This window comes from Brucella ciceri (assembly GCF_041930145.1).
GTDB classification, from domain to species: Bacteria; Pseudomonadota; Alphaproteobacteria; order Rhizobiales; family Rhizobiaceae; genus Brucella; species Brucella intermedia.
This window is the reverse complement of record NZ_JBHEEV010000004.1, coordinates 181347-193823: the sequence shown is the minus strand read 5'-3', so window position 1 is coordinate 193823 and position 12477 is coordinate 181347. Positions and strand designations below refer to the sequence as shown.

Genomic DNA, 12477 nt, shown 5'->3' with positions numbered 1-12477 from the left:
TTCTGTTTTGGGATTCGACCGAGGATTTTCTTGAAACAATCGTAAAAAAATCAAACGATACCGGTTCGAAGATAACCAATCATGTCCACCCCAAAGAATTTGCTTGCCAAATACCGCTTCATAGATCAGTCTCCATCTGTTCGGGCATTTAGCGAACAAATGGAAGACTGGAAGAACGGCGTGCCGGGGCCGCTATAAGTTCCGGGTCGAAGGCTCCCCTTCGGCAATGATCGGTTCCTTCCCAATGTCGAGAACTGCCTGCATAACCCTCTGCCGGGTGTGTGGTGCGCTTGGCAGAAATAGTAATACCACCGTCTCCACAGGAGCGGTGGCGCCAAGGAAAAGGAACGGATCCCATGGCACAGACCGGACAGGTCAAATTCTTCAATACCGAAAAAGGTTTCGGTTTCATCAAGCCGGACGACGGTGGCGCAGATATCTTCGTACACATCTCCGCGGTACAGGCTTCTGGCCTCACAGGCCTCGCAGACAATCAGAAGGTTTCCTACGAGACGGAACCGGATCGTCGCGGCAAGGGCCCGAAGGCCGTGAACATCACCGTTACCGGTTGATCGTTCATTAATGAACCTACCACTTGCCCCGGCTTCTGCCGGGGTTTTTTATTGCCTGCGCGGCGCTCCGTCTGGTTTCCTAAAGGCGCCCATTCAAGCGCGAAATATTACAGATACTGCGCGTAATTTACCGGAAAATGGGCGTTTTCCGCAGCCCTTCACCATTGTTCAGCCTCCATTCATGTCGAAAGAGTTAATCACTTATTCACAAACGATACGTGCCCCTTCGGCAAACGTATCGCAGACATTGCAGTCGAGCTTCTGAAGGAGCGAACAATGAACCGATTTGCGAAAACAGCCATTCTGGCAGCGGCATCCCTCGCGGCAGTTGCCGCGCCGCTTGCAACGGCATCGGCAGATTCCTGGGGTCGCCATGGTTGGAATCGTGGCGGCTGGGATCGTCCCTACTACCGCGACCGGCATCGCGGCCACGGCGACGCGGTTGCCGCAGGCGTGATCGGCCTCGCAGCCGGCGCCCTCATCGGCAGCGCACTGAGCCAGCCGCAGCCGACCTATGTGCAGCCGGCCCCGGTCTATGCGCCGCCTCCGCCGCCGCCTGCCTATTATCCGGCAGCCCCGGCGCGCCAGGTAACCTATTACCGCGCGGGCTATGAGCCCTGGAGCCGCGGCTGGTATCAATATTGCTCCGACCGTTACCGGTCGTTCAATCCGAACACCGGCACCTATCGCGGTTACGACGGGCGCGACCACTTCTGCTCCGCGAACTGAAGCTGGCCAGTCTCCCGCTTCGATGCGCCGGATAATGCCACTAAAAACAAGAGGAACGGCTACCCTGATCTCAGGGTAGCCGTTCTTGTTTGCGGTTTTTCAATTTATGCGTAGCCGATGTCGTTCAGGAACGGATTGGAGCGCCGCTCCTCGCCGAACCGTCCGCCCGGACCATGCCCGCAGATGAAGCCGATATCGTCGCCAAGCGGCAGCAGCTTTTCCTTGATGGAGCGAATCAGCGCCCCATGATCGCCGCCCGGCAGATCGGTGCGCCCCACCGAGCCATTGAAAAGCACGTCGCCCACGATGGCGAATCGCGCCTCCGGGTTGAAGAACACGACATGCCCCGGTGCGTGGCCCGGCGTGTGGAAGACCTCGAACTCGTGTCCGGCAACGGAAACCTTGTCGCCCTCGTTCAGCCAGCGGTCCGGCGTCACGTTGCGCACGCCTTCGGTAAGGCCGTATTTCAGGCCGGTCGTGGCCAGATTGTCGAGCAGGAATTTGTCATCCTTGTGCGGGCCGATAATGTCCACGTCCAGGGCTTCCTTGAGATCGAGCGCAGCCCCGGCGTGATCGATATGGCCATGCGTGATCCAGATGGCCTCGACCTCGACCCCCTGGGATCCAATCGCGTCCAGGATGCGATCGAGGTCGCCGCCCGGATCGATCACCACGCCCTTCTTGGTCTCGCTGTCGAACAGTATGGTGCAGTTCTGCTGGAACGGCGTGACGGGAACGATGATGGCCTGCAATTGCCCCATTGGTCTTACTCCACTTTATGGCGCGTCCCGCATAAATGACGGTCTGGAAAACGCTTTCTGTCCCACACTAGAGCATTTCCAGCAAAAGTGCGAAGCGTCTACGCGGGGAAATCAGTTCACTGGACTGATTTCTTAACCCGCTTCGATGCGTAGGATAATGCGACAAAACAAATACTTAGAGCCCCGCCTGTCCGGTGAAGCTTTAGAACATAATCCGATCAGGGGATCGATAAGATTATGCTTCAAACAGAACGTCTCGACCGGAACCGCTCCAAACAGATACGGGCGGCTGATCGCCGCCCGTTTTCCCTCTCCAGGATTTGACCGGGACGCTTCCCCGAAAGCCGCTTCACGGTTTTCGGAACGCGCCCCGACAGTTCGTCTTGCCGGTTGTCCCCACAACCTTACGTTCTGCGGTGCATCAGGCCTTGGCGGCCATCGCGTTCTTGATCAGGCCGACAATGGCCGTGAGTACGATACCGCCGACACCGCCGCCAGCCAGCTGACCGACAACGCCGTTGAGAACGGAATCGAGACCGCCGCCGGATAGCATCGGAAGCAGCTGACCGAGGATGACACCACCGATGCCGCCCGCCACCGTGTTACCCGTGGTTCCCAGACTGATATTCTTGACTGCGCCTGCGATGTTGCCGCCAACCGCGCCAGCGACCAGCTGAAGAATGAGAGGTAGTAGAGCTTCCATAATCGTCACCCCATCTGAGTTTTAAACCGGAATAGCGCGACTCCGGCAAAAAAATCATGTGCCGAAACTTGCCAATGTCAAACAATAACCGACGGAAAAACAAAAAAGCGGCCCGAAGGCCGCTCTTTTTCTGTTTAAAACCCAGTTACTCCGCCGCCGCGCGCTTCGGCTGAACTTCCGCGGAATAGTCATTCATTAGAACATTTGTAATTTCGGAAGGCTTGAACCGGTATTGTCCAATTTCCGAAACCGGCGTCACTTCCGCAGCCGTTCCGCACAGGAAGCATTCGGAGAAACCGGCAAGTTCTTCCGGCATGATCGCCCGCTCGATGACTTCGATGCCCCGACGCTTGGCAAGATCGATGATCGTGCGGCGCGTGATGCCGTCGAGGAAGCAGTCGGGCTTCGGCGTGTGCAGCGCTCCGTCCTTGACGAAGAAGACGTTCGCGCCGGTCGCTTCCGCGACCTGTCCGCGCCAGTCGAGCATCAACGCATCGGCATAGCCCTTGGCTTCGGCGGCATGTTTGGAGATCGTGCAGATCATGTAGAGACCGGCGGCCTTGGAACGCGACGGCGCGGTGCGCGGGTCCGGACGGCAATATTCGGCGATGTCGAGCCGAATGCCCTTCATCTTTTCTTCCGGCGAGAAATAGCTCGGCCACTGCCAGATGGCGATGGCCAGATGAATGCGGTTGTTCTGCGCCGACACGCCCAGCGAATCCGAGCCGCGCCAGGCGATCGGGCGCACATAGGCATCCTCGAAACCCTGCTTCTTGAGAAGCTCGCGGCAGGCATCGTTGATTTCCGCGACACTGAAAGGAATCTCGAAACCGAGAATGCGCGCGGATTCATGCAGGCGTTCAGTATGCTCGTTCAGTTTGAATATCTCGCCGCCATAGGCGCGCTCGCCTTCAAACACGGCGCTCGCATAATGCAGGCCATGGGTCAGCACATGGACTTTCGCATCTTTCCAGTCGACGAATTTTCCGTCCAGCCAGATGAATCCGTCCCGTTGATCGAATGGAATCGCAGCCATTTTCTTGCTCCTTGACTTTTCTCGCGGCGCTGTCTCGACACGGTTACAGGCCGATTTCAGACCGGACAAACTTCTCCGCGACCCGTCTTCCCCAGTTAAATCGATATAAATGGTGAGACGGCCACCTTTTTCTGCGTAACTGCTGGCCTTTTTGTTCAAAATGCTTTGAGGTCACGCAAACATATTGCGCGAAATCCAGCCGGAGCATGCATGGAAAGAAAATAAATCCTCCATCGGGACGGAATATTGCGGGTACTCTTCTCACCGTTCGCGTTGAGACGAACGGCGGCAAAGCGGCCAGCGCAATTATTCCTCCTCCATGCATGCGTCAGCGCAAACATTATTCCAAAAAAGCCAGCTCACGCTTATCGAAAATTATCTGGGCGATTGAATTATGTCAATAATGCTGACATATTTAACGCGACAGAACGGAGCACAGATGTGAATTCGACGAACGATCTGAATTATATAAGCAATCCGTTGACGGCTGAGGAGGCGGCCGATCTCAACGTGATCGAACTTCTGTTTTTTTCCTATCGCGATTTCACCGCCGACCCTGATCTCATTCTGGAAAAGATCGGATTCGGGCGGGCGCATCACCGCGTCCTCTATTTCATCAACCGCAAGCCCGGCATGACGGTTGCGGAGCTGCTGGAGGTTTTGCGCATCACGAAGCAAAGCCTGTCGCGCGTGCTCAAGCAGCTCATCGATACCGGCCATGTCGTTCAGGCCACCGGCCTGCATGACCGCCGCCACCGCAAGCTCTATCCGACAAGGAGCGGCCGCGAGCTGACGCTGGCGCTGGCCCTTCCGCAGTCGCGGCGCATTGCGCGCGCGCTGGAGGACTGCGCCCCGCAGGACCGCGCGGTGATCGAACGCTTTCTCTATAATATGGTCAATCCCGAACGGCGTGCGCAGATCGACGAGTTTTCTGCCGATGATCCATCGTCCCGGCAGGTGTGAGGCGAAGTGTTACGCATCGTTGCAGAAAGTGTCTGAATAAGAAGCGTCAGGCCGTGGCGAAAATGACGGGTTTCGACAACCGCAGCTTGAGCAATACTTGAAAGTATATGCGCCTCGGCAGCGCAGAAAGCCGCTATTTGCAGCAGGGCATGGCGGCTTTGGACCAGACACTAAATGATTGCATAAAAACAGGCGCATGCAGGCAGTGAATGGACGTGCCGCATTCCTGTCGATAATATGCATGCCAAAGCATCGGGCATGATGCCGGGATGCTGAAGTCAAATTATCGGAACGGGATCGAAACACGCCATGGCAGCAGAAGAAGAAAAAACGCTTTCGGATGACGCGCCGCATCTCCTCGTCGTTGATGACGATACGCGCATTCGCAGCCTTCTTTCGCAATATCTGACGAATAGCGGTTTCCGTGTCACCATGGCTGGCAGCGCCGCTGAAGCGCGCCGCAAGCTGGAAGGCATCGACTTCGATCTGCTCATCCTCGACGTCATGATGCCGGGCGAAACCGGCGTTTCGCTGACGCGCTCGCTGCGCGAGCAGAAGAATGTTCCCATTCTCATGCTGACGGCATTGTCGGAAACCGACAGCCGCATCGACGGGCTGGCCGCTGGCGCCGATGACTATCTGCCCAAGCCCTTCGATCCCCGCGAGCTGACGCTTCGCATCAACAATATCCTGCGGCGCGGCGCGCCTCCGGCGCAGCCGAAGATCGAACAGATAGTGTTCGGCCCCTACACTTTCTTCATCCCGCGCCGCGAATTGAAGAAGGGTTCCGAAACGATCAAGCTGACGGATCGCGAACAGGATATCATGGCGATCTTCGCGGAGCGCGCCGGTGAAACGATCCCCCGTCATGAGCTGACCGGGCAGGACGGCGATGTCGGCGAGCGCACCATCGACGTGCAGATCAATCGCCTTCGCCGCAAGATCGAGCAGGACCCGGCCAATCCGGTCTGGCTCCAGACCGTGCGCGGCATCGGCTACAAGCTGAGCATCGAGTAGCATTCGGCAGAGCCGGGATAGTGCGATCGGAAATGGTATTCTCACAAAACGCGAAGCGCAGCCTGAAAAGAACTTTTCGGCTGCGCCAGACGCCGGGAAGGCCGTCGCGAAGCGCGATCACCGCCCCGAATACCGACCCGAATACCGCCCCGAATACCGGCCTTGTGCCGCAGCCAGTGTGGGCCTGACACGATGAAATCGCCCTTGAGAAAATTCTCCCGCTGGTTGGCCCGCACCATGCCCAAGGGGCTTTATGCGCGGTCGCTCATCATCATCATCGCACCGATGGTGCTGCTGCAATCCGTGATCGCCTATGTGTTCATGGAGCGTCACTGGCAGATGGTGACGGAACGCCTGTCCACCGCCGTCGTGCGCGATATTGCGGGCATCATCGATATTCTGGAAACCTATCCGCAGGAACCGGGCTACGATAATCTGATCCGCATCTCGCAGCAGCGGCTGGCGCTGAACATTTCGATCCTGCCGCCCGATCCGCTGCCGCCGCCCGGACCGAAGCCGTTCTTCGCCATTCTCGATTACTTCCTGAGCGAAGAAATCACCCGCCAGATCAACCGGCCCTTCTGGGTGGATACGGTGGGCGATTCCGATCTCATCGAAATCCGCATCAAGCTTGAGGACAAGGTGTTGCGCGTCTTTGCAAGGCGCAGCCAGGCCTATGCGTCCAATACGGGCATCTTCCTGACCTGGATGGTCGGCACCGCGCTGGTTCTGCTCATCATCGCCATCGCCTTCCTGCGCAACCAGATCAAGCCGATCCAGCAGCTTGCCGAGGCGGCGGAAAGTTTCGGCAAGGGGCGCCCCATGCCGGAGGGCTTCCATCCGCGCGGGGCCGAGGAAGTACGCCGCGCCGGCATTGCCTTCATCCAGATGCGCTCGCGCATCGAGCGCCAGATCGAGCAGCGCACGGCCATGCTGTCGGGCGTCAGCCACGACCTGCGCACCATCCTCACCCGCTTCAAGCTGCAACTGGCGCTGGCTGGCCATTCCATCGACACCGAACCGCTCAATCAGGATATCGCCGACATGCAGACGATGCTCGAAGGCTATCTTGCCTTTGCGCGCGGCGAAGGTTCGGAAGAAACGGCAAGCTATGATGTCACCAAACTCTGCGAGAAGCTGGAGAACGAGGCGCGTCTGCGCGAACGCGGCTTCAAATATCATGTCGAGGGCGACAGCGAGGTTCATGTGCGCCCGAACGCCTTCTCGCGTCTGGTGAGTAATCTCGTATCGAACGCCTTCCGTCACGCGCAAAATGTCGAGCTGTCGATTTCGCATGTCGAAGGCTGGCTGAAAGTCGTCGTGGACGATGACGGGCCCGGCATTCCGGAAGACCGGCGGGAAGATGTCTTCAAGCCATTCGTCCGGCTGGATGAAGCGCGAACGCAGGATTCAGGCGGCACGGGCGGGCTGGGGCTTGCCATTGCACGCGACATTGCGCGCAGCCACGGCGGCGACATTTCGCTGGAAGATTCGCCTCTGGGCGGCCTCCGCGCCATCATCCATATTCCGGCTTAGAGCGGTTCCTGTCCTAATCGCCGGAGCCGCTCTAACTATTTGTTTTATCTCATTATTCAACGCATCGAAGTGGGTTAGGAAATCAGTCCGGTGAACCGATTTCCCCGCCTAGACGTTACACACTTTTGCTGGAAATTCTCCAGGCGTTCTGGCTTGGGGCTCGGGAAATAAACTTCAGAGCAAAGCGATAAGCAGGAGTTTTCACGCTTCTTTTCCCTCATCCTGAGGAGCCGTTGAAAACGGCGTCTCGAAGGGCTGAGGGAAAACGCACAATGCCTGCCACAGTGCCTGCCCTCGTCCTTCGAGACGGCTCCTTCGCAAGCTCAGGAGCCTCCTCAGGATGAGGGGTCGACGCGGTTGCAGAACGCTCTTAATAAAGCTTGCCGCCGTTCGGCACCGGCTTGTCGATTGCCGCGAGAACCACTTCGCCGTCCTCGTCCGGCATGCCGAGCGTCAGCACTTCCGACATGAAGGGGCCGATCTGCCGCGGCGGGAAATTCACCACAGCCATGACCTGCTTGCCGATGAGTTGCTCGGGCGTGTAGTGCTTCGTGATCTGTGCCGACGACTTCCTGACGCCGATCTTTTCGCCGAAATCGATCTTCAGCTTGTAGGCGGGCTTGCGCGCTTCGGGAAATGGTACGGCTTCCACGATGGTTCCGCTGCGGATATCGACCTTTTCGAAATCTGCCCAGCTGATGGTGGTTGCTTCGCTCATTCTTTCACTCCCCGGCCCGCGCTCCCGGCCTCGCAGAAAACCCGGCGCGAGCGCCGGGCCAAAATTAAACTGATTTATAGTCAGGCGCGACCGACTGTCTCGAACACAACACTTTCCAGCGCCTCGCGGGCCGTGACGCCCGACCAGACCACGAACTGGAAAGCCTGGAAATAGGCCTCGCAGGCTTCCAGCGCCGCCGACAGCAGCACTTCCACCTGACGGCTCGTCGGCTCAGCGCCGCCCGCCAGCAACAGCGACTGGCGATACATGATCGCCCCTTCCTGCTGCCAGAGGTCGAAATGGCCCATCAGCAGTTTTTCGTTGATGAGCGAAAGCAGGCGCATCACTTCGTTGACGCGCGGCTCGGCCACCTTGATGTCGAATGCGCAGGCCAGATGCAGTGCCTCGAAATCCTCCATCCAGGAAAACGAGATGTGATAGTCAGTCCAGTTGCCCGCAACCGAGATTGCGATTTCGTCGTCGCCAGTCCGCTCGAACGTCCAGTCGTTTGAATGCGCGACCTGTTCGATCACATCCACCGGATGCGCCTCACGTGCGAATTCAAGCTCAAGAAGGCTCATGTCCGTTTCCTGTTCTGGGAACCATCTGCCCCCAGATGTTTCCTAATTCCCGGCGTGCAGATAACTGCCCGCCCGCGCCGGTCACCGCGCAAGAACAAGCGCAGGAAAACAGGCACGAATTGATCGGTCGAGGAACCGGCATGCACGGTGGCATGCAAGCGCCCCAATGGCACACGCACATACGCAACTGATACTGGAAAGCAGCCTGAAAGACGCGAAACCTGACACACAGCCCCTCGCCGCCGCCTACATGACCACATTACGAATCATGTAGTGTTTTCAGTCTATTGATGCTGAATCTGAACGCCAGCCCCTTTTCAAAAAAGAGACATGAAAGCATGTGGAAATATATGAGGGGCGGGCCGCACCCCTTGCCTTAACCGACTCTAAGACAAGGGTTTTTGCCACTTGCGGCCTGTTAATAAATATTCAGGGATTATTTTTGGATTTAGCCGAAGTTGAAGCCGATTTTGCCGATTTGGCATCGGAATCGACTTCGAATTTCGCAAGACGCGCTTCGAGAGCTTCGATTCTTGCCAGCAGGGCGCTGTTTTCGGCACGTGCCTTGATCGCCATTTCACGAACGGCTTCGAAGTCTTCGCGCTGCACCACGTCGAGCGTGTTCAGCACCCGTTCGCCCTGTGAACGCAACGCCGTTTCCACTTCGCGGCGCACGCCCTGCGCAGCGCCTGCCGCATCCGTCACAAGCTTGGCGAGTTCATCGAGAACCCGGTTCTGTCCGCTGGTCATGGCAATCATTCCTTATTTCCAGGAGAGACCTGTTGAAAACATAAATTTGAAATAGGGCCGTCTCGGGTCCGATGCAAGCTCGGCTATGGAAAGTGATCGGCTTCGGCGCAACGAAAGCAAAATCAGGGGCTCCTGCGGGATCGGGAAACCCGAGGCGAATGTACTTAAGGCTGCCTTAAGGGTAGATGAGCACCGCAGGCGCCGCAAAACGCGATTTGCAGCACGGCGGGAACGGCTTGACCGGCAAGGGCTGGTCCAGCATGTTCCCTCACAAAACGGAGTGATTTCATGATTGAGACGTTGCTGCCCGTATCGGCGCTCGCCTTCCCCAATATCGATCCGGTGATTTTCCGGATCGGGCCGCTGGCAGTGCACTGGTACGGCCTCGGCTATGTGGTCGGCATCATGTTCGCCTGGTGGTATGGCAAGAAGCTCCTGCGAAGCCACCGCCTGTGGGCGAACAACCAGCCGCCCATGGCCCCGGAAGCGCTCGACGACTTCGTCATCTGGGCCGCGCTCGGCGTCGTGCTTGGCGGGCGCATCGGCTATGTGCTCTTCTATAATTTCTCCTTCTACATCTCCAACCCGCTCGCCATTCCGGCGGTCTGGGATGGCGGCATGTCGTTCCACGGCGGCATTCTGGGCACCACGCTCGCCATGATCCTGTTTGCCCGCTCACGCGGCATCAGGGTGTGGAGCATGTTCGACACGATCGCCGCCGGCGTGCCGGTCGGCCTCGGCGTCGTGCGCGTCGCCAATTTCATCAATTCGGAACTCTGGGGCCGGGTCAGCGATGTGCGATGGGCGGTCTATTTCCCCAATGGCGGCCCGTTGCCGCGCCATCCAAGCCAGCTTTACGAAGCCTTGCTTGAGGGTCTCGTGCTCTTCTTCGTGCTGTTCCTGCTCGTCTGGGTCGGACGCAAGCTGAAGAAACCCGGCTTCATCGCAGGCGCATTCGTCACCGGCTACGGCCTCAGCCGCATCGTGGTGGAATTCTTCCGCGAGCCGGACGCCCAGCTTGGCTATCTCCTCGGCGGCTGGCTCACCATGGGCATGGTGCTTTCGGTGCCGATGGTGCTGATCGGGCTCTGGGCCATGTGGCGCGCCAACCGCGCAGCAGCCAAAGATGCCTGAGTCATCGCTGAAAGACCGGCTGAAACGCCTGATCGCCGCCTCCGGGCCGATCAGCGTCGCCGATTACATGGCCGCCTGCCTCGGCGACCGCGAGGCTGGCTATTACACCACGCGCGAACCTTTCGGACGTGACGGCGATTTCATCACCGCGCCGGAAGTGAGCCAGATGTTCGGCGAGCTGATCGGCATCTGGTGCGTCAGCGAATGGGATGCGCTGGGACGCCCGGACAATGTGGTGCTGTGCGAGATCGGCCCCGGTCGCGGCACGCTGATGAGCGACATGCTGCGCACCATCGGCAGGCTTGCCCCGCAAATGCTTGGCGCTGCCCGCATCGCCATGGTCGAAACCAGCCCGCGCCTTGTCGACAGGCAAAAGGAAAAGCTGGCCGGTGCAGGCGTAAAAATCGACTGGTTCGAGCGCTTTTCCGACATAGCTGACGGGCCGCTGATCCTCGTCACCAACGAACTCTTCGACGCCATTCCTTTCCGCCAGTTCGTCAAGGTGGGTGGCCGCTTTGTCGAACGGATGATCGCGCTCGACGACAAGGACGAATTTCACTTCGTCAGCGGTCTGGGCGGCATAGACCCGGCTCTCCTTCCGCAAGATCACGCCACGGCGGAAGAAGGCGCCATCTTTGAAGCGGCCCCGGCGCGCACGGCCCTGATGCAGGAAATCGCCAGCCGAATTGCCACAACGCGCGGCGCGGCGCTCAACATCGATTACGGCCATCTGGAATCCGGTTTCGGCGATACGCTGCAAGCCATGCTGAAACACAGCTTTGACGATGTGTTCGCCCATCCGGGGGAAGCCGATCTTACCAGCCATGTCGATTTCGACATGCTGGAGAAGGCGGCACGCGCCAGCAACTGCAAGACCGGAACGATGACGCAGGGCGAGTTTCTGCTCGCAATGGGCCTGATCGATCGCGCCGGACGGCTGGGCGCGGGCAAGGATGCGGCATTTCAGGAAAAAATCCGGCAGGATGTCGAAAGACTGGCCGCGCCCGATCAGATGGGAACCTTGTTCAAGGTGCTGGCCATCAGCGATTCCGACACAAAGCTCATTCCATTTGCAGTTCCATGTTAGCGAAAGCTTCGATTGACAAGCCAACCGACCTCCCCCACCATCCCGCCGTTTAACGAAAGAATGCCATGACCGACATGCCGCAACCGCTCCGTTCGCCTCTCCTTGAAAAGCCCGTCGGACAGAACGGGAAGCGGATTGCGCACGGCTTCTTCACCCGCAAGGGCGGCGTTTCCGACGGCATCTATACGGGCCTCAACGTCGGAAGCGGATCGAACGATGTACCGGAAAAGGTCGCGGAGAATCGCCGCCGCGTAGCCGAAAGCCTCGGCGTTGCGCCCGATCATCTCATGACCGTGCATCAGGTTCATTCGCCAGATGTCCTCCACGTCACCGAACCATTCGGCAGCCCGCGCCCGAAGGCCGACGCCATGGTGACCAATGTTCCCGGCATCGCCATCGGTGCGCTTTCCGCCGATTGCGGGCCAGTGCTGTTTGCCGATCACGAAGCGGGAATCATCGGCTCTGCTCATGCGGGATGGCGCGGCGCTTTTGGCGGCGTGCTGGAAAACACCATCGAAGCCATGATCGGGCTCGGCGCGAAGCGCGAGAATATCGTGGCTGTTCTCGGCCCCACCATCGGCCCCGACAATTATGAGGTCGGACCGGAATTCTATGCCGAATTCATCGGCAGGGACCCGGCCTATACCGCCTATTTCCGCCCATCCGACAAGGCGGACCACAAGCTGTTCGACCTGTGGACATTCATCACCGACCGCCTGACGAAGGCAGGTGTGCAGGCGGAATCGCTGCGCCAGTGCACCTATGCCGATGAGGACCAGTTCTATTCCTACCGGCGCACCACCCATCGCAATGAACCCGATTACGGGCGTCAGATCGCAGCCATTGCCATCATAGAAGACACCGCCACCCAGGAAGATTAGGAGAACCGC

Annotated in this window: 14 protein-coding genes; 8 read left to right on the top strand and 6 right to left on the bottom strand. The window is 58.6% G+C overall.

The genetic code is table 11. The features are described from left to right. Positions 1 to 356 precede the first annotated feature (356 nt). Together JNC63_RS09685 and JNC63_RS09680 are read left to right on the top strand one after the other, a co-directional pair. Positions 357 to 572 (top strand): cold-shock protein, encoded by a 216-nt coding sequence (locus JNC63_RS09685; protein ID WP_006471910.1) that lies wholly within the window; start codon positions 357 to 359, stop codon positions 570 to 572. Between the two features lie 276 nt (positions 573 to 848). Continuing rightward, complete coding sequence (locus JNC63_RS09680; RefSeq protein WP_006467309.1) at positions 849 to 1301, top strand: BA14K family protein; 453 nt, start codon at positions 849 to 851, stop codon at positions 1299 to 1301. Positions 1302 to 1405: 104 nt separating this feature from the next. Here JNC63_RS09680 and JNC63_RS09675 read toward each other — a convergent pair whose 3' ends face one another. The 3 genes from JNC63_RS09675 to JNC63_RS09665 all read right to left on the bottom strand — a co-directional run bounded on the left by JNC63_RS09675 (position 1406) and on the right by JNC63_RS09665 (position 3801). Further along, complete coding sequence (locus tag JNC63_RS09675; RefSeq protein ID WP_025090524.1) at positions 1406 to 2062, bottom strand: MBL fold metallo-hydrolase; 657 nt, start codon at positions 2060 to 2062, stop codon at positions 1406 to 1408. Between the two features lie 421 nt (positions 2063 to 2483). Next, entirely contained in the window at positions 2484 to 2765 is a 282-nt protein-coding gene (locus tag JNC63_RS09670; protein ID WP_006471911.1) for a hypothetical protein, read from the bottom strand. A gap of 145 nt (positions 2766 to 2910) precedes the next feature. Further along, on the bottom strand, positions 2911 to 3801 hold the full coding sequence (locus JNC63_RS09665; RefSeq protein WP_063620768.1) for a branched-chain amino acid aminotransferase: 891 nt from the start codon (positions 3799 to 3801) through the stop codon (positions 2911 to 2913). 441 nt (positions 3802 to 4242) lie between these two features. On the opposite strand from JNC63_RS09665, the gene JNC63_RS09660 reads away from it, so the two are divergent. From JNC63_RS09660 to JNC63_RS09650, 3 genes are all read left to right on the top strand, one after another. Continuing rightward, positions 4243 to 4764, top strand: coding sequence for a MarR family winged helix-turn-helix transcriptional regulator (locus JNC63_RS09660; protein ID WP_006471913.1), 522 nt, complete (start codon positions 4243 to 4245; stop codon positions 4762 to 4764). A 309-nt stretch (positions 4765 to 5073) separates the two neighbouring features. Beyond that, positions 5074 to 5781: a response regulator gene (locus tag JNC63_RS09655; protein ID WP_006467315.1), complete on the top strand. Its 708-nt coding sequence runs from the start codon at positions 5074 to 5076 to the stop codon at positions 5779 to 5781. Between the two features lie 192 nt (positions 5782 to 5973). Then, the gene (locus JNC63_RS09650) at positions 5974 to 7317 is read left to right on the top strand and encodes an ATP-binding protein (protein WP_006471914.1); all 1344 of its coding nucleotides are present in this window, start codon (positions 5974 to 5976) and stop codon (positions 7315 to 7317) included. A 370-nt stretch (positions 7318 to 7687) separates the two neighbouring features. Here the strand turns inward: JNC63_RS09650 and JNC63_RS09645 are convergent, their stop codons facing one another. The 3 genes from JNC63_RS09645 to JNC63_RS09635 all read right to left on the bottom strand — a co-directional run bounded on the left by JNC63_RS09645 (position 7688) and on the right by JNC63_RS09635 (position 9366). After that, on the bottom strand, positions 7688 to 8035 hold the full coding sequence (locus JNC63_RS09645) for a tRNA-binding protein (protein ID WP_006467318.1): 348 nt from the start codon (positions 8033 to 8035) through the stop codon (positions 7688 to 7690). A gap of 80 nt (positions 8036 to 8115) precedes the next feature. Next, positions 8116 to 8616, bottom strand: coding sequence for a type III secretion system chaperone family protein (locus tag JNC63_RS09640; protein WP_006467319.1), 501 nt, complete (start codon positions 8614 to 8616; stop codon positions 8116 to 8118). Positions 8617 to 9045: 429 nt separating this feature from the next. Beyond that, a complete protein-coding gene (locus JNC63_RS09635) occupies positions 9046 to 9366 on the bottom strand; it encodes an accessory factor UbiK family protein (protein ID WP_006471915.1) in 321 nt (106 codons plus the stop codon). A gap of 288 nt (positions 9367 to 9654) precedes the next feature. Between JNC63_RS09635 and lgt the strand changes: the two genes are divergently transcribed. The 3 genes from lgt to pgeF all read left to right on the top strand — a co-directional run bounded on the left by lgt (position 9655) and on the right by pgeF (position 12468). Beyond that, positions 9655 to 10500: a prolipoprotein diacylglyceryl transferase gene (gene lgt / locus JNC63_RS09630; protein ID WP_063620766.1), complete on the top strand. Its 846-nt coding sequence runs from the start codon at positions 9655 to 9657 to the stop codon at positions 10498 to 10500. Beyond that, a complete protein-coding gene (locus JNC63_RS09625) occupies positions 10493 to 11587 on the top strand; it encodes a class I SAM-dependent methyltransferase (protein WP_063620764.1) in 1095 nt (364 codons plus the stop codon). Before lgt ends, JNC63_RS09625 begins: the two co-directional genes overlap by 8 nt. Before the next feature lie 65 nt (positions 11588 to 11652). Then, positions 11653 to 12468 carry a peptidoglycan editing factor PgeF gene (gene pgeF, locus JNC63_RS09620; protein WP_063620762.1) on the top strand — a complete coding sequence of 272 codons (816 nt, stop codon included), beginning with the start codon at positions 11653 to 11655 and terminating at the stop codon, positions 12466 to 12468. The last annotated feature ends 9 nt before the right edge of the window (positions 12469 to 12477 follow it).